This window comes from Pseudomonas sp. NFACC32-1 (assembly GCF_900101215.1).
Lineage (GTDB): Bacteria > Pseudomonadota > Gammaproteobacteria > Pseudomonadales > Pseudomonadaceae > Aquipseudomonas.
This window is the reverse complement of sequence record NZ_FMUL01000003.1, coordinates 338,932-362,310: the sequence shown is the minus strand read 5'-3', so window position 1 is coordinate 362,310 and position 23,379 is coordinate 338,932. Positions and strand designations below refer to the sequence as shown.

The 23,379-nt window shown below is 64.5% G+C and carries 14 protein-coding genes; 5 read left to right on the top strand and 9 right to left on the bottom strand.

Translation table 11 applies throughout. The features are described 5' to 3' along the window. Window positions 1-102 precede the first annotated feature (102 nt). From BLP99_RS07830 to pvdM, 5 genes are all read right to left on the bottom strand, one after another. On the bottom strand, window positions 103-4,260 hold the full coding sequence (locus tag BLP99_RS07830) for a non-ribosomal peptide synthetase (RefSeq protein ID WP_092180099.1): 4,158 nt from the start codon (window positions 4,258-4,260) through the stop codon (window positions 103-105). Window positions 4,261-4,297: 37 nt separating this feature from the next. Beyond that, window positions 4,298-5,956 carry a cyclic peptide export ABC transporter gene (locus tag BLP99_RS07825; protein WP_072430709.1) on the bottom strand — a complete coding sequence of 553 codons (1,659 nt, stop codon included), beginning with the start codon at window positions 5,954-5,956 and terminating at the stop codon, window positions 4,298-4,300. 89 nt (window positions 5,957-6,045) lie between these two features. Next, window positions 6,046-6,942 (bottom strand): dihydropyoverdine dehydrogenase, encoded by an 897-nt coding sequence (gene pvdO / locus BLP99_RS07820; RefSeq protein ID WP_072430708.1) that lies wholly within the window; start codon window positions 6,940-6,942, stop codon window positions 6,046-6,048. 34 nt (window positions 6,943-6,976) lie between these two features. Then, window positions 6,977-8,257 carry a pyoverdine-tailoring periplasmic protein PvdN gene (pvdN, locus tag BLP99_RS07815; protein WP_072430707.1) on the bottom strand — a complete coding sequence of 427 codons (1,281 nt, stop codon included), beginning with the start codon at window positions 8,255-8,257 and terminating at the stop codon, window positions 6,977-6,979. Continuing rightward, a complete protein-coding gene (gene pvdM, locus BLP99_RS07810; protein ID WP_072392109.1) occupies window positions 8,254-9,624 on the bottom strand; it encodes a pyoverdine-tailoring dipeptidase-like protein PvdM in 1,371 nt (456 codons plus the stop codon). Before pvdM ends, pvdN begins: the two co-directional genes overlap by 4 nt. A gap of 260 nt (window positions 9,625-9,884) precedes the next feature. On the opposite strand from pvdM, the gene pvdP reads away from it, so the two are divergent. Together pvdP and BLP99_RS07800 are read left to right on the top strand one after the other, a co-directional pair. Further along, the gene (gene pvdP, locus BLP99_RS07805) at window positions 9,885-11,501 is read left to right on the top strand and encodes a pyoverdine maturation tyrosinase PvdP (protein ID WP_072430706.1); all 1,617 of its coding nucleotides are present in this window, start codon (window positions 9,885-9,887) and stop codon (window positions 11,499-11,501) included. A 102-nt stretch (window positions 11,502-11,603) separates the two neighbouring features. Further along, window positions 11,604-11,909, top strand: a complete 306-nt coding sequence (locus BLP99_RS07800; protein WP_092180097.1) for a hypothetical protein — start codon at window positions 11,604-11,606, stop codon at window positions 11,907-11,909. A gap of 234 nt (window positions 11,910-12,143) precedes the next feature. On the opposite strand, the gene BLP99_RS07795 is transcribed toward BLP99_RS07800, so the two are convergent. From BLP99_RS07795 to BLP99_RS07780, 4 genes are all read right to left on the bottom strand, one after another. Next, complete coding sequence (locus BLP99_RS07795) at window positions 12,144-12,470, bottom strand: DUF6124 family protein (protein ID WP_072392118.1); 327 nt, start codon at window positions 12,468-12,470, stop codon at window positions 12,144-12,146. 523 nt (window positions 12,471-12,993) lie between these two features. After that, on the bottom strand, window positions 12,994-14,388 hold the full coding sequence (locus BLP99_RS07790; RefSeq protein WP_092180095.1) for an efflux transporter outer membrane subunit: 1,395 nt from the start codon (window positions 14,386-14,388) through the stop codon (window positions 12,994-12,996). A 10-nt stretch (window positions 14,389-14,398) separates the two neighbouring features. Further along, window positions 14,399-16,369 (bottom strand): MacB family efflux pump subunit, encoded by a 1,971-nt coding sequence (locus BLP99_RS07785; RefSeq protein ID WP_092180093.1) that lies wholly within the window; start codon window positions 16,367-16,369, stop codon window positions 14,399-14,401. After that, window positions 16,370-17,521 carry an efflux RND transporter periplasmic adaptor subunit gene (locus tag BLP99_RS07780; protein ID WP_072392127.1) on the bottom strand — a complete coding sequence of 384 codons (1,152 nt, stop codon included), beginning with the start codon at window positions 17,519-17,521 and terminating at the stop codon, window positions 16,370-16,372. It lies immediately after the preceding gene. Window positions 17,522-17,832: 311 nt separating this feature from the next. Between BLP99_RS07780 and BLP99_RS07775 the strand changes: the two genes are divergently transcribed. From BLP99_RS07775 to BLP99_RS07765, 3 genes are all read left to right on the top strand, one after another. Further along, the gene (locus BLP99_RS07775) at window positions 17,833-18,315 is read left to right on the top strand and encodes a sigma-70 family RNA polymerase sigma factor (RefSeq protein WP_072392130.1); all 483 of its coding nucleotides are present in this window, start codon (window positions 17,833-17,835) and stop codon (window positions 18,313-18,315) included. Between the two features lie 153 nt (window positions 18,316-18,468). Next, window positions 18,469-19,803 carry a lysine N(6)-hydroxylase/L-ornithine N(5)-oxygenase family protein gene (locus tag BLP99_RS07770; protein ID WP_092180091.1) on the top strand — a complete coding sequence of 445 codons (1,335 nt, stop codon included), beginning with the start codon at window positions 18,469-18,471 and terminating at the stop codon, window positions 19,801-19,803. Between the two features lie 272 nt (window positions 19,804-20,075). Continuing rightward, window positions 20,076-23,357 (top strand): ATP-binding protein, encoded by a 3,282-nt coding sequence (locus BLP99_RS07765; RefSeq protein WP_092180089.1) that lies wholly within the window; start codon window positions 20,076-20,078, stop codon window positions 23,355-23,357. Window positions 23,358-23,379 lie beyond the last annotated feature (22 nt).

Here is a 23,379-nt window from a genome sequence, read left to right as displayed (position 1 = left end):
TTTATTGGGTTGCGTTCCAGCTACTTTGCAAAAAAACGAAAACCTGTGGCGAGGGCGCCAACTCCCTTGCCACAGGTTTATCGTTTGTTCTTCGGTGTGGCGCTACTGCGTTTGCGCCGCGCTGCCCAGAAATGCTTCCACCAGCGAATCGAGCAAGCCATCGTCGAAGATCATGCTGCGATGGCGTAAAGGCGAGTGCACCGAGCATTGCAGCTCCCCCGTCACGCTGTGGGCCTGGATCAAGGTTTCGCAGAACGCCAGTTCCTGCGCTGTCTTCTCCGTTTGTGTCCACCAGCAGCTGGGGCGAACCCGTACCGGCTTGAAGGTGAACCCGTCGAAGGCTTCCAGCAATCGGTCATGCACCGAGAACGCCTGGGCGTTCATGACCTCCTCCTTGACGCTTTGCACCACCGACAACAGGTCGCTGCGGCCTGGTTCGATCTGGCTGGCGGCCCAGTCATGGAAGGCCTTGACCGAGCTCTCGGGGTGTTCGCGCCGATAAGCCGCGGTGCGTTCCGTGAGGGTGGGGAACAGCAGGTCGAAATATTCGATGGCTTCCACCAGGTCCTGGGAAGCCAGGTCGGTTTTTTCTTGGCCGGGCACATGCCGACGACGGGGCAACGTCTCCGGGTACAAGTGTTCAGGGATCGTGCTGTCCACCAGGCCCAGGAAACCGACGGTATGGCCCTGGCTTTCCAGCGTCGCGGCGATGTCCAGGGCAATCGTGCCGCCCAGGGACCAGCCCATCAGGTAGTACGGGCCTTGGGGCTGGGCCTTGACGATTTCCCGGCTGTAGTCGGCAATCATCTCGTCCCAGGCTTCGGGACCGACATGGGGTTCGCTGAAGCCGCGGTGCATGACGCCGAAGGTGCGCGCCCGATTCTGCAGTTTGCGCGCCAGGGGTTGGTAGCAGAACACGATGCCTCCGCTGGGGTGCAGGCAAAACAACTGCGGGGCGCTAGCGGGGGCCTGGTTCAAGGTCACCAGGCATTGAGCCTGTTCCCGATGCTTCTGCGAGATGAACAGGGCCAGTTCGGCGATGGTCGGGTTGCTCAGCAGTTCCTGCAGGCGCACCGTGATGTCCAGGCGCGCCTTGAGGCTGGCGATCAGCTCGATCGCCAGGATCGAATGCCCGCCCAGTTCGAAGAAACTGTCGTCGATGCCCACGCGCTCGACCCTGAGGGACTGTTGCCATAGCTGCGCCAGGGCTTGTTCCAACTGGGTGCGAGGCGCCACGTAGCGCGCATGCAGGAGGCTGGCGTCGGGCTCCGGCAAGGCCTTGCGGTCGAGCTTGCCGTTGGCGTTTAGAGGGAACCGGTCGATGAACAGCAGGTGGCTGGGCACCATGTAGTCCGGCAGGTGCGCCTTGAGTTCGGCCAGCAGGCTTTCGCGCAGCTCGTTGCCGGAGGGTGGCGTGGCGATGACGTAGGCCACCAGTTGCAGGCCACCCGGACCATCATGGGTCAGCACGACACAATCCTGCACGGGTGGCAGCCCTTGCAGGCGCGCCTGGATTTCCCCCAGTTCAATGCGGAAACCGCGAATCTTGACCTGGTGATCCAGGCGTCCGATGTACTCTATGCTGCCGTCGGCACGGTAGCGGGCCAGGTCGCCGGTGCGGTACAGGCGTCCGCCCGGCAGCGGGTCGAACGGATCGGGAATGAAGCGGCTGGCGGTCAGGTCGGCGCGCCGGTGATAACCCCGGGCCAGGCCGGCCCGGCCGACGTACAGCTCACCGGTGCAGCCCTTGGGCACCGGGTTCAGGTGCGCATCGAGCAAGTACCAGGACAGATCGACGATGGGCTCGCCGATAGGGCTCGCGGCCTCGCTGTCCAGATCTTGCAACGACAGCGGTCGCCAGGTGACATGGACCGTGGTTTCCGTGATGCCATACATGTTGATCAGCTGTGGCGTGCGGTCCCCGAAGCGTTCGAACCAGGGGCGCAAGCTCTGCACATCGATGGCTTCACCGCCGAAGATCACCTGCCGCAGATGCTGGTCAAGGGGCTGCCGTGACGCACAGGCGACCTGCGACAACGACTTGAACGCCGACGGCGTCTGGTTCAGCACGGTGACACGTTCGTGGCACAACAGGGCATGAAAATCTTCCGGCGAACGGCTCACGACGTGGGGCACGATGACCAGCCGGCCGCCATGCAGCAGCGCGCCGAAGATCTCCCACACGGAAAAGTCGAAGGCGTAGGAGTGGAACAGGCACCACACGTCCCGGTGGCCGAAGCTGAACCAGCGGTCCGTGGCCTGGAACAGACGGGTGACGTTGTGATGCGCCAGCAACGCCCCTTTGGGCTTGCCCGTGGAACCCGAGGTGTAGATCACATAGGCCAGGTTGTCCGGGTGCAGGGGCACTTGTGGATTGTGCTCGGGACCGGTGTCATCGGCCTCGTCCGGATCCAGCGACAGGCAGACCGTGCCGGCGGGCAATGCCAGGGCGTCGCGCAGAGGGGCCTGGATCAGGACCTGCGTGACGCCGCTGTCCTGGATCATGTAGGCCAGGCGGTCGGCCGGGTACGCCGGGTCCAGCGGCACGTAGGCGCCGCCGGCCTTGAGAATCGCCAGCAGGCCGATGATCATCTGCGGCGTACGCTGCGCAGCGATCCCCACCAGCACATCGGGCCCCACGCCTTCGGCGATCAGCCGATGGGCCAAGCGGTTGGCCTGCCGGTTGAGGTCGGCATAGCTCAGGTGTTGCCCTTCGAAGGTCAGGGCAATCGCGTCGCCCGTGGTGGCCGCGTGGCTTTCGATCACGTGGTGCAGGCATCGCTCGCGGGGCAGTTGGGTCGGTTGCCGGTTCCAGTCATCCAGGGTCTGGTGGCGCTCCCGGGAACTCAGCAGTTGCAGTTCGCCCAATGCACATTGCGGGGTGTCGATCAGGCCCTGCAACAGGTTTTGCCAATGCTCGGCCATGCGCTCGATGGTCGCCGTCCGGTAGAGATCACGGCTGTACTCAAACGTCGCCAGCAATTGCTGCGGTGAATAATCGACATCCAGCGACAAGTCGAATTTGGCCTGACTGTCGCCAGTGGGCAGAAATTCCAGTGCCAGTCCATCCTGGATCGTCATCGATGTCGTGGGCGCGCCGGTGCGCCAGTTGAACAGGACCTGGAACAGCGGGTTGGAACCCTGTGCGCCGGGGCGTTGCAATTGGTCGAGGATCAGTTCCAGCGGGTAGTCGGCATGTTCAAGCGCTGCCAGGGATTGCACGCGCAGGTCGCGAAGAAAATCCAACGCGGTGCGCGTCGAATCGAGCTGCGCCCGATAGACTTGGCTGCTGACGAAAAACCCCACCAGCTCCTGGCTTTCAGGGCTGTTGCGGTTGGCGTTGGGGACGCCGACGGTGAAATCGCTCTGGTTGGCGTACCGGCCCAGCAACAGTTGCCACGCGCCTAGCGCCACCACGAACGGCGTAAGCCCCTGGCGTCGGCAAAACGTCTCCAGGGCCTGGGCCAGGGCCGGTGCAAGTGTCACCAGGACGCGTCCGGCCATGTGCTGCTGGCTCGCGGCGCGAGCGAAATCCTGAGGCAGTTCCAGAACGGGTAGGTCATGGCCCAGGCACTGGCGCCAGTAGTCGCCGCTGCGCTGGCAGGCCGTGCTCTGCAGGTATTCGCCTCGTTGGTGGGCTGCGTAGTCGGCGTATTGCAGGGGCAAGGCCGGCAACGGTGAAGCGTCGCCGAGTAGGGCGCGGGCGTAGGCCTGGGTCAGGTCCTGCATGAGAATCGTGTTGGACCAGGCGTCGGAGACGATGTGATGCATGTTCAGCAGCAGCACGTGTTCATCGCTGTCCAGCCTGAGCAGCGTTGCTCGCATCAGCGGTGCCTGGCTGAGATCGAAGGGGCGCCTGGCGTGCTGTTCGATGCGCCGTGCGAGCTCGATGGTCCGTGCCTGGTGGTCGAGCGCGCCAAGGTCATCGCGCTGCAGGACCAGCCTGGCGTTGCGCTCGACCACCTGGGCCGCCGCGCCATCGATTTCAGTGATCGCGGTGCGCAGGATGTCGTGTCGGTCTATGACGCGGTTGAGCGCCTGCTCCAGGGCGTCGGCATCGAGCTCGCCCGTCAGGCGCAGGGCCCGTGGCAAGTTGTAGGCCGAACGCGTCGGGTCACGCTGTTGCTCCAGCCACAAGCGTTGCTGGGCGAAGGACAAGGGGGCGCGGTCCAGCCGGTCGCGGCCGGGCCCGTCGGGCATGCTGCCTTCGGCCTCTTCGAGCAGTAGCGTCAGCAGGTCATCATCTAGCAGTTCGTTCATGGTGTTCTCGCGGTAAACAGCATTGCGTCGGGTCGGTTCAGGCAAAGGCCTGCGGGGCTTTTTCACTGATGACCCGACCGGCCTGCATCCGGACCAGTTGGTCGGCGATATCGAAATAACGGTCATCGTGGGAAATGACGATGATGGTCTTGCCCAGCGCTTTGAGTTCCGGCAGCAGCTGCGTATAGAAAATCCGGCGGAACACCGGGTCCTGGTCGGCGGCCCATTCGTCGAAGACCAGCACCGGGCGGCCTTCCAGCCAGGCGTTGAGCAGGGCCAGGCGCTTGCGCTGGCCGGTGGAGAGGTCGGTGGTGCTGAACACGCCGTCGTGGATGCTGACCTTGTGGGCGATTTCCAGGCGTTCCAGGTAGCGGTTGGCCTCTTCAGGCACCTGCTGGTCGCCCTGGACCAGTTCGTCGAACAGGTAGTAGTCGGCGAAGATCGTGGTGAACAACTGGCGGTAATCGTCCCGTCCAGCGGCTGTCACCGGTTTGCCGTCAAGCAGGATATCGCCGCGCTGGGGCGGGTAGAGCCCCAGCAAAAGCTTGATCAGCGTGGTCTTGCCGCCGCCGTTCTCGCCGACGATGAAGACGATTTCACCCTGGGTGATGGACAGGTTGACCGGCCCGAGTGCGAAGGGTTGGCTGCCCTCGACTGCCGGGAAGGCATAATGCACATCGCGTAACTCAAGTCGCTGGATCGTTGCCGTGGCTGCGTTCCTGTCATCGAGCAACAGGTGGGACTCGGGAGAGGAAAACTGCTCGGCCAGTTCGGCGATGCGCTTGAAGGCGATGTTGGCCCGGCTGATGACCGGCAAGGTCATCACCAGGTATTCCAGCGGGCCCTTCATGTACAAAAGCACCAGCACGAAGCCGCTGAGCACGGCCTTGTCGGTACCCAGCCAAAGCGATTGCAGGGCCAGGACCAGGCCGATGACCACGAAGAACAGCATCGAGCCGAAGGTCTTGGCGACCACGAAGGTATTGACCGAGCGGATGTTGGTCGCGCAGATGTCATCGGCGGTCGCTTCGATGCGCTGGCTGAACATGCGCTGGCGGCGTGGACGGTGGATGCGCAGTTCCTTGGCACCGGCGGCGATGGCGCTGTAGTGCTTTTGCAGGGCGTCCTCGGCCTCGCGGGCCGCTTCGAACCCCCTGATGCCCCGCGCCCGGGCCACGTACTGGATGACGGTGCCGATCACCAGCGCCACCAGCAGCACCGCGAACATCGGCAGCGAAAGGTACGCCAGGTAGGCCAGGCAACCGAGGGTGACGGTGAATGCGATGGCCAGTGGAGCGAAGGAAAACGCGAAGTTGCTGACCATGTTGACGTCATGGGTCAGTACCGGGATGAGCCGGTGGCTGCGAAAGCGTTCGATCTGCTCGATGGGGGCCAGCAAGACTTTCTTGCCCAGGGATTTACGCAAGCCGGCGATGATGTTCTGGCCGACATGGTTGGTTCCGATGTCCGAAAGGATCGAGGTCAGCAGGGCCGCCGCGCAGAGTCCCACGAACGTCGCCAGCACCTGCGGCGTGGGCTTGGTCGCGGCATTCAAGGCGTCGTTGATGGTGGCGAGCAGGGCGGTGATGCTCAGGCCACCCAGCATGCCGAGCAGAATCGACGCCACCACAATGAGCCGGAAAGGCTTGAGCAGGCTGAGCACTTCACTGAGGGCTCCGCGGGAGTTCGAGGTCATGGGGTTCCCCTTGTAGGGCCGGTGACGGCAATGGTTCAAGGCGCTGGCGCGAGGCACGGGCAGGGTGGTGTGGGCAGGGCGGTCACGGTTCACATATCCCGGGCCACCCGGAACCCCAGCCAGTCGCCCCGTGCGTCGGGATAGACCGCGTTGCGGTTGCCCGAGCGGGAGAACACCGGCGCTTCGCCCCAGTCATTGCCGCGGATGCGCCGCACCTTGCAGTCGCCGCTGAGCCAGGCGCTGCCGTCGCTCGGGGCGCCGACGTAGTCCGGGTTGTAGCAGTCGGCCGTCCATTCGTAGACGTTGCCGTGCATGTCGTACACCCCGAAGGCGTTAGGCGCGAAGCGTCCGGCGGGGGACGTGAAGTTGTAGCCGTCGGCCGCGCCGTAGGTATTGGCGTGCTGGGCGATGCTATAGTCCTTGCCGTCATCGAAGGGGAAGGGGAACGGGCCGGTGCTGCCGCCGCGGGCCGCGTATTCACGCAACGACTCGCTGACCAGGCGGTATTGTTTCCCGGTCTTTTTCGACAGCCACGCCACGTAGGCATTGGCTTCTTCGAAATTCATGCACACCGCCGGGTGCATGTCGGTGTACTGCTTGCCCGGGTCGCTGCCCTGGTAGTCGGGAACACCGGCCTTGCAGGCACGGCCGGGGCGCTTGTCGGCGTCGGGCATCGTGTAGCCGGTGTCCTGCAGATAAGCGAACCATTCGCCCTTGAGCACTTGGAAGCGGCTGATGGCCACGGGCCTGGCGAATGTCACCGGGTGCATCGGTCCTTCATCGGGTTCGCGGCCGACTTCGTCGTCCGGGGTGCCCATGGTGAAGGTGCCACTGGGCAGCACCACCATTTGCGGGCAGTCCTTGCAGTCCCGGAATACCTGGCCCGGCTGTGCCGCCTGGGCGCCGATGCAGAGCAGGCCGGTGGCGGCGGCGAGGGCCAGCGCGGGCAGTGTCTTCACTGAAAAACTGTGCAACTCACGGTTCATCATCTTTCTCGATAAAGTCAAAGAAGGGAGCGGTTCAGAGCGTCTTGCTCAGCAGCCCCATGAAGTGATCGATCTCGGCTTCGGTATTGAGTAGCCCAGGCGCGGTGCGGACCACTGGGCCGGCGTCGCGATGCACCGCGTCGGCAATCACCCGGTTCTTCATCAGGTAGGCGGCGATCTCGTCGCTCTCGCGGCCCTTGACCCGAAAGAAGGTGAAGCCGGCCGACAGGTCCGGGCTCAAGGGCGTGACCAGCTCGATCTGCGGCTGTGCCAGCAACTGTTTTTTCAAGTAGGTATTGAGGGCATGGATGCGTGCCTGCACGTCGGCCTTGCCCAGTTGCAGGTGCAACTTGAAGGCTTCGTCCGCCGCCCAGCGATGCTCGAAGGCGTGGAAACCCCCTGGCGTCATCACGGTGGAAAACGCGGTGGCTTCGGAGAACGTTGGAATGATCGGCGTGACGTACTTGAGCTCTTCGCTGCGGCTGCATACCAGGCCCGTGCCCCGGGGGCCGAACATCCACTTGTGGGTGCCGGCGATGAAGAAGTCGCAGTTCATCGTCGGGAAATCGAGGTCCTCGACACCGAAGCCGTGCACGCCATCCACCACGTAGACGATGCGCTGGGCGTCGCTGCGGCCCTGGTTGTGCTTGTCGACGAGCGCGCCGATCTTGTCGATGGGCAGCTTGACGCCGCTACCCGAGTGCACCCAGGTCATGCCCAGCACGCGAGTCTGCGGACGAATGCTGCGGTCGATGGTGGCGAGGATTTGCGCCTCGCTGGCCTCGTGGGCGCTTTCGAACAACTTGATCTTGCGCACCTGTGTGCCGTTGCGCTGGGTACGCAGGCCGAGGATGGTGTGGGTGGAGTAGTGTTCGTGGGCGGTGGTGAGGATCTCCTGGTCGGCGCTCACCTGAACGCCGCCATAGATCATCGCCAGGCCTTCGGTGGTGCTGCCGGTAAGGGCGATCTGTTTGGGGCTCGCTTGCAGGTAGCGACCGGCCCAGGTCCGGACGTTTTCCTCGCGTTCTTCGGTGACCCCCAGGTCCCAGTCCATCAACAATCCCGGATTCTTGTCCAGCGCGGCGCGGTGTCGTTCGATGGCTTCGCGTACCGGACGCGGGTGGGTGGTGACCAGGAAGTTGGAAAAATGCAGGTAGTCCGGATCCTGGTCGAACAGCGAGCGCAGCTGTGTCCATTTGTCCCGGGAAATCGGCGGCAACGGATCGGCGATCGCCGGGGCCGGGAGGCTGGCGGCCAGTGGCAGGCCGGCGGCGAGGATGCCGGCCTGCTTCAGGAAAGTACGGCGTTCATTCATGGCTGGACGGCCTTCTGGTTCGAGGCCACGGCTGGCCGGGCGGCTTTCTGCACCTGGTCCCAGACCCGCAGGAAATTGCCGCCCCACAGCTTGGCGATATCGGTTTCGGAGTAGCCACGGGTCAGCAGCTCGGCGGTGACGTTGCGAATGTCGCCCACGTCCTCCCAGCCTTTCACGCCGCCGCCTTCGTTGAAGTCCGAGCTGATGCCGACGTGGTCGATGCCGATCTTGCGCACGGCATAGTCGATGGCATCGCCCAGATCCTTGAGGCTGGCCTTGGGTTCTTCCTCCAGGATGCCGTAGAGCTGGGCGGCGTATTCGCCAAACCGTTGCTCCGGCCAGGCGGCGATGATCGGGTCGCCTGGCATCAGTGCCATCGCCAGGTTAGGCAAAGGCGGCAAATCGAAACGCGCGCGCAGGGCGTTGAGTTTGTCCTGGGTTTTTTGCGTCAGTGGGCGCAGGTACTGGGAAAAACCGACGATCTGCACCACGCCGCCGCTGGCCTTGATCAGTTGCATTTCCTTGTCGCTGAGGTTGCGCGGGATGTCCACCATCGCCCGTGGCGCCGAATGGGAGGCCACCAGTGGTGTGCGGCTCAGTTGTGCGACTTGCTCCAGGGCCTGGGTCGACATCTGCGACACGTCGATGATCACGCCCAGGTCGTTCAGGCGGCCCACGGCTTGCTTGCCGATGTCGGAAAGACCGCCCAGGGCGTCGGCGGAATCGTTGAAGAAGGGCAGCGGCCGCGAAGAGTCGGCCCAGTCGTTGTTGCCGATGTAGCTGAAGCCGAACATGCGCATGCCTCGCGCCGTCCACAGGTCCAGCAGGCTCAGGTCGTGGCCCAGGGGATAGGCATTGAGCATGCTGATGAAAATCGCGAACTTGCCTTCGCCGTGCAGGCGTCGCAAATCATCCGGCGTGTAGGCGATGGCGACCTGGTTGGGAAAATCCCGAACCATGCCGGTGATGATCTTGTAGCGTACCTCCTGCTGGTTGCGCGCCTCTTCGACGAAACCGGCGGTGGGCCTGTGGGGGGCGTTGGGGCCGTTCCACAGCTCGGGCCAGCCGAAGATGGTCAGGGCTGCGCCGGACAGGTGCCCGCGGTTGGCTTTCACCAGGTCGAACTGGCCCTTGCCGTCCTTGTCGGCCTCGTTGCCGGCGGTGCCGAAGTCCAGCGGCACGGTGATGTGACTGTCGAAGGAGAGCAGGCGTTCATGCAGCTCCCGGGCTTGCTTCATCACCTTGACCGGGTAGCCGGGGTTGTCCCGCCACCAGTGGTCCCAGGCCGCGAGGCCACCACCGACCACCAGCGCCAGGGCCAGGGGCACGCCGATGAACAGAGCCTTTTTCGAACGTCGTGTTGTCATTGCCGATCTCAGTCAGGTTCGCCTTGGAAAGACAGGCGCGGGGGCCTTTGCTATCTGGGGGGAACGAGTGATCGGGCGGGAAATTTAGGCGTTCTCGGGCCCGCCATCCCGAGCAAGCTCGCTCCCACCATCTGGAATGCGCTCACCTGTGGGAGCGAGCTTGCTCGCGATGAGGCCCCCCGTTTCCCTATAAATTTGTCAGTCCACCCATCGTTCTAGCTTGGATAAAGCCCGCTCCAGGGCCTGACACAGGTAAGGCAATGACGATTTCTCGACGATGGTTCATGGCAGGCCTGGCGCTGACCGGCGCCGCCGTGCCTGCGGTGTATTACGGGCATCGCGAATTGACCCGGCCGGACCCCACCATCACCCCCGGCGAGGCTTCATTCGATGTGGCGGACGTGGCGGGCCAGCGCCGGGCGGACAAGCTGCGCGGTATCTGGACGATCCGCTTCACGGGACGCGATGCCGGCCTTGACGGTCTGCCGCCCGAGGGGCTGCAGGTATTCCTCGACATCGCCCACAAGGGCCGTGGCCTGGTGGGATGCCTCGATACCGCCGAACGCCTGCGCGCTGGCGACGAGCCTCGTTACCGGCTGCTGGGCGACCTGGCCGGCGCCGACCCCAGGCAATTGAGCTGGCGACTCACCGGTGCCGAGCATGCGGCGCCGGACTACGAATTCATCATGACCCTGGACGAGGTCTGGGCCGGCTTCGGCAATGCCGGCCGCGCCACGCTCAGCGGTCGGGTGTCGCGCCTGGACCGGTCGGCGGCCCTGCCGGAACTCGACAATCAGTTCATCGCCCTCAAGCAAGCGTTCCCCGAAGCCCGCGAACGCACGCCGCTGAGCCCTGCGCTGCTGGCCTGGCTGGTGTCGCCCGAGCATCGTCTGTTCCATCAGCTCTGGCATGCCTCGCGGGATAAATGGCACGCCCTGGACGAAGACAAGCGCGACGCCCTGCGGGGCCTGGGCTGGCAGCCCGGGCCTCGGGACCAGGAGCGTGACGCTCGCGGCCCGCGCAAGGACCGCAACGGCTCGGGCATCGATTTCTTTTTCATGCATCGGCACATGCTGGGGACGGCGCGTTCGTTCCAGCCGCTGCCGTCCTGGCAACGCTTTCCCTTGCCGCAGCCAGAGCTTGACCGTGATCGCCTGGGCTTCGCCCGGTATTTCGACAACCTCGACGGTACGGCCTTGCCGCCGACCTGGCTGGCCGCCGGTGACGAGCAATACGCCCAATGGGTGAGCGACATCAAGACCGCGGAGACCTACCACAGCAATTTCCTGGTCTGGGAGTCGCGTTACCGGGATCCGCGTTACCTGTCGAAACTGACCCTGGGCCAGTTCGGCTCGGAAGTGGAACTGGGCCTGCACGACTGGCTGCACATGCGCTGGGCCTCGGTGCCTCGGGACCCGTCCAACGGCCACCCGGTGCCGTTCGCCCGCGATCAGGCCGACTTTGCCCAGCGCTGGTTCGCCCCGGAGAACGACTTCCTGGGGGATCCGTTTTCGTCCCATGTCAATCCGGTGTTCTGGGCTTTTCATGGCTGGATCGACGACCGCATCGAAGACTGGTTCCGGGCCCATGAGCGTTTCCATCCGGGGGAAGTGAGCCGGCTTGAAGTCAAGGGTGTGCCCTGGTTCGCCCCGGGCCGCTGGGTGGAGATCGCCGACCCCTGGCTGGGCCCGGACACCCATGGCTGCAGTACCACGCCAGGGTTGCAGGTTGGCCGCTCGGTAGAGATGGATCCGGAAACCATGAAGCTGGCCCTGCGCATCACCTTCGGCAGCGATGACAAAAAGCTTTCCAAACTGTTGCGCCGGGTGCCGCAACGGCCCTGGTATGCGCGCAATCTCAAGGCCAGACCTGTGTAGTGCCTGGCGAGGAGACCTGTTAGTTCTTACAGCAGACAGCCTCGTCCTCTCGGCATAGAGTGCCTGCACTGCCATCGGATCATCTGCCAAAGGAGGCTTCGAATGGAAACCAGCAAAGGCATCCTGATTACCTTGACCGAGAAAACCGGGACGACTTTCGGGACGGTGGAGATTGAATTCGTGACCCGCATGACGGGGTTCATCGATGACGACCCGGACACTGAGTTCATCGACTCGATTGTGTCCGCCTACGGCGTCCGGGTGACCAGGACAAACCCGCAAGGTCCCCTCGACAGGGTTTCGGTACATGGAGACATGGACGGGGATAATGACGTTGACGCGGCCGACAGTCAGGCGCTGATCGATCTCGCCATCGCCGCAACCAGGGTGCCCGAACCGGCAGGATAAACCCAGGCCACAGTGACCGCGGTCCGTCAGATACACCGCCATCGCGGGCAAGCCCAGCTCCCATAATGACAGCAGCTTGTCAGATACACCGCGAACCCCTGTGGGAGCGAGCCTGCTCGCGATAGGGCGGCACATCCAGCATCACCGGTTCAGGTAGACCGCATCGCGAGCAGGGCTCGCTCCCACAAAATGTGGCTCTTTCATATTGGGGGCTTGATAGGACTTTGCTCAGGGCTACGGCCGTTCGGCGATATCCAGGGCGCGGTTCGCCAGCAGTTCGCCCAACTCGACCATCTGCTGGATCCCCAGCGCAAAATGCCGCCGCGAACCCTCCAGCTCGAACGCCAGTTCACTGGCCATGACATTGACCGAGGCCAGGGTCTCGCTGAGGTTGGCCAGCAGGCATTCCATGTCCACGCCTTCTGCCACGGTGAACAACTGGCCCGGTAATGGATTGGTCTTTTCAGGTTTGGGGTCGAGGTAGAAGGCGAGGGCGCGGTCGGCGGCTTCGTTGAGTTTTTTCGAGTCGTCTTCGGGGGGATTGGGGGTGATCTTGAACATGGTGCAGCTCCTGGTTATTCACGTGGGCTGACATTCATCACTTGCAGATGATGGGTGGCAGCTATGCGCGGGTCTGCAAGACCGGGAAACCAGGCACCCGGCAGACCCGAAGGTCTCCCACACACAGCCGCCATGAAACGAACAAAACCGTCTCGATGGGCTTGCGGCTACGCGCCTGGTTTTCGTCGGGCTTGCAGACCCGATCGCTGAAATCAGCGACCCGGAAACAGTAAAAGCCACGAGCCAGGCACACAAGCCGGCGGATTCTGGCGCAGTTGTAGGTAATGGCGCAAGGCGATGTAGCCTCGCTCGGGAGTCCTACATTGCAGCCTCAACAGCACTGAAGCGAACGCAGTTGTGGCGAGGGGATTTATCCCCGCTGGGCTGCGAAGCGGCCCCAATCAACTACCCACAATACACCTGACACACCGAGGTGCCAGCTCTGGGAGCTGCTGGGCAGCCCAGCGGCGATAAATCCCCTCGCCACAGATGTGTGCGGTTTGGGCTTGAGCATTGGGGGACGTTACATCACCCGCCAACCCCCACCCAATGCCTTGTACAACGCCACGCTAGCCTGCACCCGCGCCAATCGCAATTGCACATTCATGTCCTGGGCGGCGTACAGCGTCCGTTGGGTTTCCAGCACCGTGAGCAGGTCTTCTGCGCCGGCCCGGTAGCGGCTCTGGGCGATGTCGAAGGCGGTCTGGGCCTGGTGCAGTTCTTCGGTCTGCCACTGCCGTTGCTGGTCCAGGCCGTCGATGCCGTTCAGGGCTTTCTCGACATCGGCGAAGCCGTTGACGATGGCGGCGCGGTAGAGCTCCAGCAACTCCTCCTGGCGGGCGGTGGCCCTGTCCCGTTCGGCCTTGAGGCGGCCGTTGTTGAAGATCGGCGCGGCCAGGCCGGCGCTGAGGTTGTAGACGTTGTTGCGCAACAGCTGGTCGGCGATGTCGGCGCCGGTGGCCAGGCCCAGGCCCAGGGTCACGGAGGGCAGCATCGCGGCGCGGGCCACGGTGATGTCGGCCTGGGCCGCCGCGAGGCGCGCTTCGGCGGCGGCAATGTCCGGCCGCCGGCGCAGCAGCTCGCTGGGTACCCCGGCGTCGACGGACGGCCAGTTCAGGCGGTCGAAGGGTTCATCCTCGATCCGGATCGACTGCACCGGTTGTCCCAGTAAGGTGGCCAGGGTAATCAGGGCTTCCCGGGCCTGTTGCTGCACTTGGGGCAACCGGCGCTGTTGGGCCGCCACCAGGCTTTTTTGCTGGGACAGCTCCAGGGCCGTGGCGCTGCCGGCGTCGTAACGGGTCTGGACCAACTGGAGCACGTTGTGGGCGTTGGCCAGGTTCAGCTCGGCGATGCGCTGTTGTTCGCGAAGGGACAACGCCTGGGTGTAGCTATTGGCGACCCCGCTGAGCAGGGTCAGCTCCACGGTCGCCTGGTCGAACCGGCTGGCTTGCAGTGTGTTCAGCGCGCTGTCCCGGGCCGCCCGTTTACCGCCCCAGAAGTCCAGCTCGTAGGTGGCGCTGAGGTGGGCATCGTAGTAATCGATGGTGCGGTTGTTCCGGTCCACGTCCAGCTGGCTGTAACCCTGGCCTCGCAGCAATTCCTGGCGGTTGCCGTTGAGCCCGGCGGTGATCTCGGGCAGCAGTGGGGCACCGGCGATCACCGCGCTGGCCTGTGCCTGGCGAACCCTGGCCATGGCGGCGGCCAGGTCGTGGCTGTCCAGGCGCGCCTGTTCGATCAGGCGGTTCAATTGCGTGCTGCCAAATTGCGTCCACCATTGCTGGTTATCTGCGCGAGCATTGGGCGTATGGAGGCTCTGCCAGGCCGGTGGTGGCTGGATGCCGCTGTCCGGCGCTGGCACCGGGCTGGCGCAGGCCGCCAATAGCAGGCTGGCGGCCAGGAGGGTCAGGTGCGCTTTCATAGATTGGGATTCATTCACTGGTGAGGGCCGTGACCGGGTCGAGGCGGGCGGCCTTGCGAGCCGGCATGAAGCCGAAGACGACGCCGGTGACCAGGGCGCAGCCGAAGGCGCCGAACACCGCCAGCCATTCGAAGGCCACGGCGATCCTGCCCAGCAGCAACGCGCCGCCCACCAGCAGGGCCAGGCCGATGCCAGCGAGCCCACCCACCACCGAGAGCATGACCGCTTCGGTGAGGAACTGGCGCAGGATGTCGCGCTGGCGAGCGCCGGTGGCCATGCGGATGCCGATCTCACGGGTCCGCTCGCGCACGGTCATGAGCATGATGTTCATCACGCCGATGCCTCCCACCAGCAGCGAGATCGCAGCAATGGCCCCGAGCATCAGCGACAGCGTGCCCTGGGTCCGGGCTTCGGCCTGGATCATCGCGGCGTTGTTGGTCAGTTCGAAATCCTGCTTGCCGTCGTGCAGGCGCAGCAGGGTCCGGGAAATGGCCTGCTCGGCCTCCTTGACCTTGCCCGCGTCCCGGGCGGCGATCACCACGTATTCGGGATGACGGGTGCCGAACAGCCTGACGCTGGCGGCGGAGTAGGGCACGGCGATGCGGTTGTCGGCGTCCGAATCCCCGGAACTGGCGCCTTTTTCCGCCAGTACGCCGACCACCTGGAACGGCATGTTCTCGATCAGGATATAGCGGCCGATGGGATCGGCGATGTCCTTGAGCAGTTTCTGCCGGACCTTGTGGCCGATCACCGCCACCGCCGCCGCGCCTTGTTCATCGGCGTCGGTGAAATAGCTGCCCTCGGTCACCGGCCAGTTGAAGATCGTCGGGAAATTCGTGTCGTTGCCGCCCACGTAACTGGTGTGGTCGAGGTTGCCGAAACGCACGCTGGCGTTGGCGCCGTTGACCGGCATGATGCGTTGCACCTCGGGCAGGGCGGCGAGGGCCGCCAGGTCATGCTCGCTGATGATGCCCTTGGCGGCGCGTGGAGTGGGCGCGGAGCCGTTGAGGTACATGATGTTGGAGCCGAACGCTCCCATCTGCGCCATGACCTGGCGCTTGCTGCCTTCGCCCACCGCCAGCATCACCACCACCGAGGCCACGCCGATGACGATGCCGAGCAGGGTCAGGGCGGTGCGGAAGCGGTTGATCCACATCACCCGCCACGCCGCCTGTACCGCGTCCACCAGCTCGCCTTTCCAGGCGCCGTTGTGTTCGCTGCCGGCGCTCAGGCGCTGGCGCAGGTCCACGGCCTGCAGTGCTTTCGGGTTGGCTCGCGGCGGTGGCGTATCGGTGCGGGCGCTGTCGCTGATGATCAGCCCGTCGCGGACCTCGATGATGCGTTTGGCCCGGGCCGCGACTTCGCGGTCATGGGTAATCAGGATCACCACATGGCCCTGGCTTGCCAGTTCGTCGAGCAAGGCCATGACCTCGATGCCGCTCTGGCTGTCGAGGGCGCCGGTGGGCTCGTCGGCGAGGATGATGTGCCCGCCGTTCATCAAGGCCCGGGCAATCGACACCCGCTGCTGCTGGCCACCGGACAATTGATGCGGACGGTTGCCGGTGCGGCTGGCCAGGCCCAGGCGTTCGAGCAGGGCGCTGGCCCGGGCGTGACGCTCGGCGGCAGAGGTACCGGCGTAGATGGCCGGCATCTCGACGTTTTCCTGGGCCGTGCCGGACGGGATCAGGTGATAGCCCTGGAACACGAAGCCGAACGCCTCGCGCCGCAACCAGGCCAGTTCATCGCTGCCCAGGCGAGCGACGTCCTCGCCGGCAAAACGGTATTCACCGCTGGTAGGGCGATCGAGGCAACCGAGGATGTTCATCAAGGTGGACTTGCCGGAGCCGGACGCCCCGACGATCGCCAGGAAATCCCCGGCATGGATCGACAGGTCGATGCCGCGCAGCACCTCCACCCGCGGACTGTCGCCGCCACCATAGGCCTTGCGGATGTCCCGCAGTTCGATCAGGGGCGTGTCCATTCAGCCCCCGTTGCCAGCGGCCGGACCGATGAGCACCCGCTCGCCCTCGCTGAGGCCGTCGAGGATCTGGGTGCGCAGGCGATCGCTGACGCCGGTCCGGACGCTGCGTGCCTGGACATCGCCGTTGGCGGCCAGCACCCGCACCTGGCCGGCGTTGTCCTGCAAGGCCGCGGTGGGCACGGTCAACACATCGTGGGCCTGGGCGGCGACGAAGAACACCTGGGCGGTCATGTCGGTCATCAGGGCGCGGTCGGCGTTATCCACATCCAGCAACACGGTATAGAGCACCACCCGCTCGGTGCCGCTGCGCCCTCCCGTGGGGCTGCCGCCCTGGCTGGCTTCCAGCGGGCGCGGCGGCACGGGGAGAATCTGGCGCACGGTGCTGCTCCAGCGCCGGCCGCCCCCCGCCAGGGTGGTGAAGTAGGCGGTCATGCCCGGCTTGACGTGACCGATGTCCGCCTCCGACACCTCGGCCCAGACCGTCATCGGCGACAGCCGGGCGATGCGCAGGATCAACGGTGTCTGTTGCTGGGCATTGAGGGTCTGGCCTTCCCGGGCCCCGACAGCCACCACAGTGCCGGCCATGGGCGCATAGATGCGGGTATAGCCCAGCTCGGCCTCGTCACTGCGCAGGCTGGCCTGGGCCTGGCGGATCTGGGCCTGGAACATGTCGATGCGGGCCTGGGTCGCGCGCACTTCGGCCTGGGCCGTCTGCACGTCTTCCTCGCGGGTGGCGCCGCCGGCCTTGAGCTGCTGCTGACGGCGGAATTTCTGCTGCGCCAGGTCGTGCTGGGCCCGTTGTTCCTGGAGCTGGGCCTTGAGGTTTTCGATGGAGAAGCGCCCGGCATCCAGCCTGGCCTGTTGCGTGGAAGGATCGATTTCCACCAGCAACTGCCCCTCGCGAACCTCGTCGCCGGCCTCCACGTGGATCTTCTGGATCTGCCCGGAGGCCTGTGCGCCCACATCCACATAACGTCGTGGCTGCAACGTTCCCAGGGCGGTCACGCTGTTTTCGATATCGCCCCGGGTGACGGCGACGGTGGCCAGGGGGGCGTTATTCGGTACCACCGCCTGCCAGGCGGCGAAGGCCACGGCTGGGAGCACGGCGAAAGTCAGAAGCCAGGCGCGACGGGTGGGTCGGGGACGTTTCATGCAGGGTTCCGGCCGGTGAAATCGGGCCCGTTCCAGGGAGGGCGGGGACGGGGGCTGTTCTGGTAAACGAGCGCTTTGGACGGGAATTTACTGGCTTGAAACACTTGGTAGCAGGTTGAAGGGAAGACAACTCGATCGCCGATCCATGGATGCGGTGGTGGCGGGATTTATCTGTGATACAAACGAATGCTTTAAATCTATATGAGAATTACTATAAATTACGCGATTGAATCTGACACCATTGTGCTACGCCTTTTCGAGCGGGCCGGGTGGCAGAGGGATAGCTGTCGCAGCCATTGCGCACGGGAGTCATGTTGGAAAACTACTATCGCGAGCTGGTGTGTTTCCTGAACGCCAGGCTAGGCAACCGCCAGGCGGCCGAGGATGTGGTGCATGACGCCTATGTGCGGGTGCTGGAGCGTGCCAGCGATACGCCCATCGAACAGCCCCGGGCGTTCCTTTATCGCACGGCGCTGAACCTGGTGATCGACGGGCATCGACGCAATACCCTGCGCCAGGTCGAATCCCTGGATGTGCTCGACAGCGAAGAACGTTTCTTCACACCATCGCCCCATACCAGCCTCGACCATGGCCAGCGCCTGGACATGCTGCAACGTGCCCTGGCCGAACTGCCGCCGCTGTGCCGGGAAAGCTTTTTGCTGCGCAAGCTCGAAGGCCTGTCTCACCCGCAGATCGCCGAGCGCCTGGGCATTTCCCGGGCACTGGTGGAAAAGCACATCGTCAATGCCATGAAACACTGCCGTATCCGCGTCCGGCAGTGGGACAAGGGCTGAACCTCGTCGCGCGTTAAATTTCCTTTCATCGTCCTCGTTACCACTCAACAGCAACTACTGACGACTTGCCGGCCCGGTTGCATGGGCACCGCCGGCCGGTTTTCCCGGCTTTTCGCGCCCTGTTGAGGGGCTTCTCTCCAGAGGACACTGGACATGACACAGGCAACTGCAACGCCCCACGTTCACGATTTGATCGGCATCGGCTTCGGCCCCTCGAACCTGGCGTTGGCCATCGCGTTGCAGGAGCGCGGCCCGGTCCAGGGCGAGCTGGATGTGCTGTTCCTCGACAAGCAGGCCGACTATCGCTGGCACGGCAATACCCTGGTGACCCAGAGCGAGCTGCAGATCTCCTTCCTCAAGGACCTGGTGACCCTGCGCAACCCCACCAGCCCCTATTCGTTCGTCAACTACCTCAAGCAGCACGGTCGCCTGGTGGACTTCATCAACCTGGGCACCTTCTACCCGTGTCGCATGGAGTACAACGACTACCTGCGCTGGGTCGCCGCACAGTTCGCCGGGCAGAGCCGCTACGGCGAGGAAGTGTTGCGTATCGAACCGGTGCTGCAGCACCAGCAGGTCGAAGCCCTGCGGGTGATCTCCCGGGACGAGCAGGGCAAGGAGCGAGTGCGTACCGCCCGCTCGGTGGTGGTGAGCGCCGGTGGCACGCCGCGTATTCCGGCGGCATTCAAGGCGTTCAAGGACGATCGCCGGGTGTTCCACCATTCCCGCTACCTGGAGTGCATGGCGGCCCAGCCTTGTGTGAAAGGCCAGCCCATGAACATCGCCATCATCGGCGGCGGCCAGAGTGCCGCGGAAGCCTTCATCGACCTCAACGACAGTTTTCCTTCGGCGCGGGTCGACATGATCCTGCGCGGCTCGGCCCTCAAGCCGGCCGACGACAGCCCGTTCGTCAACGAAGTGTTCTCGCCGGAGTTCACCGACCTGGTGTTCCAGCAACCCCACAGCGAGCGCGAGCGCCTGATCAACGAGTACCACAACACCAATTATTCGGTGGTGGACATCGACCTGATCGAACGCATCTACGGCATCTTCTATCGGCAGAAAGTCTCCGGCATCGCCCGCCACGCGTTCCGTACCCTCACCACTGTGGAAAAAGCCACCGCCACCGACGCGGGCGTGGAGCTGGCGGTACGCAACAACGCCACCGGCGAGGTGAGCGTGCGTCTCTACGACGCCGTGGTGCTGGCCACGGGATACGAGCGCCAGACGCACCGCACCTTGCTGGCGCCGCTTGCGCAATACCTGGGCGACTTCGAAGTGGACCGCAACTACAAGCTGGTCACCGACGAGCGCTGCAAGGCTGCGATCTATATGCAGGGTTTCTGCCAGGCCAGTCATGGTCTGAGCGATACCTTGCTGTCGATCCTGCCGGTGCGCGCCGATGAGATCGCCGGCTCGCTGTATGAGCATGCCAAGTACCACGACCATAGCCGCCCGGTACGCGACCAACTGCTGGCCGCGGTGTAGACGACATCAGCGCGATCCCTGTGGGGGCAGGCGGCACCCACAGGTCTTGTTCACGTCTTTTCGGCGGGCCTGGGCCATAAGTCGTTGGCCTCAGGCAGGCAAATCCTCGGAAATTTCCTACACTCAATCCACGCCTGTCACCGTTCGATAGGCGTATGGACGGTTCGCTGTTCCCTCGCATTGGCAGTCTGAACCTATCAGCCGGTCACTCGGGCTCGACCTGAAGCCAGCGGTGCGCCGGGCCGATTTCGCCAAGCGAAACCCCGATTCAGATGATGCAGCTTCTACGCACGGGCCTGGTGGCACTGTTGCTGGGCTCATTGAGTGTGACGCCACAGGCTGGCGCGGCTCCCGAATGGCTGGAGGTACTCGGGCGCTCTCACGTGGACGATTATTCGGTGTCCCTGGAGGCGGCGGACCAAGCCTGGTTGCGGCAGAAGGGCACGTTGCGGCTGGGGGCCTCGGCGCCGGATTACGCACCCTTCAGCATCACCGGCAATGGCCGCGACTATGAGGGCCTGACCGCCGACTACGCGCAGTTGCTCGGGCAGCTGCTGCAGGTCCAGGTGCGGGTGCTGCGCTATCCGTCCCGTGCCGAATCGCTGCAGGCGCTGCGCGAGGGTGAAATCGACCTGCTCGGCACGGCCAACGGCTTCGAGGCCGACGATCCGGCGCTGGTGATGTCGCGGGCCTACGCCGATGACCTGCCCACCCTGGTGGCCCGCATCGACGACAGCCAGGATCTGCCCCCGGACCTGGCGGGCAAGCGGCTGGCGATGCTCTACCACTATTTGCCACCGGAACGGGTCGAGGCGTTCTATCCCGACGCGACCTTGCAACTGTACCCCTCGACATTGAGTGCCATCGGCGCCGTGGCGTTCGGCCAGGCCGATGTCTATCTGGGGGATTCCATCAGTTCCAACTACCTGATCAGCAAGAATTACCTGAACAACGTCCAACTGGCGGACTTCTCGCGCCTGGAAGTACAGCCGTTCGCCTTTGCCCTCAGGCGCGACAATGCGCGCCTGCTGCGGCTCGTGAACGCGGCGTTGCAAGCCATTCCCACCGGCGAAAACATGGTGATCCAGCGCCGCTGGAGCGCCGGCGGCGCGAGCATGCCGGGCCAGCAGGCGCTGCATTTCAGCGTCGATGAACAGCGTTGGCTGGAGGCCCATCCGCGGATCAGGGTGGTGATCGACGAGAACTTCCTGCCGCTGACGTTCACTGACGAACAAGGTCACTTGCGGGGCATCAGCGCCGATGTGCTGGCCAGGATCAGCTTGCGCACCGGCCTGAAGTTCGATATCCAGCGTGGCAAATCGGTGTACGACCTGATCGACCAGGTCAGGAGTGGCCGGGCCGATGTGTTGGCGGCAATCACCATCAGCACCGGCGCCGAGGATGACGACACGCTGCGTTTCACCCGGCCGTACCTGACCAACCCCTTCGTGCTGGTGACCTCCCTGAAGGGCAAGGCTCCGTTGACCCTCGACCAGATGGAAGGCAAGCGGCTGGCGCTGGTGCGAGGCAATGTCTTGCAGCCCTACCTGCAGGAAACCTTTGCGAAGGTGCAACTGGTGCCTGCGCAAAACGTGCCCGAGGCCATGGCCATGGTCGCCGCCGGTACCGTGGATGGTGCGGTCAATTCGTTGATCAGCGCCCGCTACATGATCTCGCGCCAATACCGCGACCGGTTGCAGGTCACCAGCACCGTGGGCACCTTGCCGGCACGCATTGCCCTGGCGACCCACCGGGATGCGTCGCAGCTGCATGGCATTCTCGACAAGGCGCTGCTGGGCATCTCTCCCGAGGAAATGGACGAGCTGACCAACCGCTGGCGCAGTGAGGTGGTGATCGATGACAGCTACTGGCTGCGCAACCGCACCACCATCGTCCAGGGATTTGCCATCGCCGCGCTGCTGTTGCTGCTGGCCCTGGGCTGGGTCGCTTATCTGCGGCGGTTGCTGGAGCAATTGCGTGTGGCCAAGGCCAGCGCCGACGACGCCAATCGGGCCAAGACCACGTTCGTGGCAACCATGAGCCATGAAATCCGCACGCCAATGAACGCGGTGATCGGCATGCTGGAGCTGGCGCAGAAAAAAGCCGAACAAGGCGTCGTGGACCGGGAGGCTATCGAGGTCGCTTCCGGGGCGGCCCATGGCTTGCTGGATCTGATCGGCGACATCCTCGACATCGCCCGTATCGAGTCAGGGCGCCTGTCCCTGGCGCCGGAACGGGCCAACCTGCGGCAGTTGGTCGAGTCGGTGGCGCGGATGTTCGAAGGCCTGGCGCGACACAAGCACCTGGACCTGCCCCAGGACCTGGGCGAGGCGGCCAATCGCGATGTGCTGATCGATCCGTTGCGCTTCAAGCAGATCGTCTCGAACCTGCTGGGCAATGCCATCAAGTTCACCGACCGGGGACAGGTGCGCCTGAGCCTGCAGGCCGAGCCAGGGCCTGACGGTGAGCGCCTGGATATTCGCCTGCGGATCGAAGACACCGGTTGCGGGATCGCCCGGCAAGACCAGGAGCAGCTGTTTCGCCCTTTCACCCAGGCCCCTCACTCGCGCCAGTCGGCTCGCAGCGGGGCCGGGCTGGGATTGGTCATCAGCCACACCTTGTGCGAAATGATGGGCGGTAGCCTGACACTGGAGAGTGCGCCGGGGCAGGGGACTCAGGTGGAGGTGCGCCTGAGCCTGCCCTTGCTCGACGCCCTGGCGCCGGTTCCCAAGCTGGAGGTCGAGCCGGCGACGTCGGCCCGGCGGCTGGACATTCTGGTGGTGGACGACCACCCGGCCAACCGTCTGCTGCTGTCCCGGCAGTTGAGCTACCTGGGGCATCGGGTCGAGGTGGCCGAGGACGGTGTCCAGGGGCTGCGCGCCTGGCGCGACGGACACTTCGACGCGGTCATCAGCGACTGCAACATGCCGTCGATGAACGGCTATGAACTGGCCCGGGCCATTCGCGCCGACGAGCGCATCCGAGGCCAGGCGCCAGCAGTGATCCTGGGGTTCACGGCCAATGCCCAGCGCGAGGAAAAGGACCGCTGCGTCGAAGCCGGGATGGATGATTGCCTGTTCAAGCCCATCGGTCTCACGGCGCTGAGGGCGCGCCTGGAGGACGTCATCGATGCCCGGGCCGGCGGGACGGAGTCCGCCGCGGCCATCGACGACCTCGACTTGAGCAGCCTTGAAGAACTGACGGGGGGCGACACCGCTTCGCTCAGGGAACTGCTGGGCACCTTGCTGCGCAGCAATACCGACGACGAGGCACGTCTGGTGCACCTGGCAGACCGCCGCGATGTGCCTGGGCTCGCGGACCTGGCGCATCGGGTCAAGGGCGGGGCGCGGATGATCCAGGCACAACACCTGATCGCCGCCTGCGAAGCCCTGGAGGATGCCTGCCGAAGCGCCGACGCCTCATCGGTGGCCAGTGCGGTGGAGGATGTGCGCCAGGCCATGGAGCAACTGGCCCAACGTCTGCAGGACCATCTGGCGGGAGGAACCGCCCGTGCCGGACCGCGAAGCGATACCGGCGGTTTTTTGCGCGAATGACATGGCAATCCTTGCGTCGGGG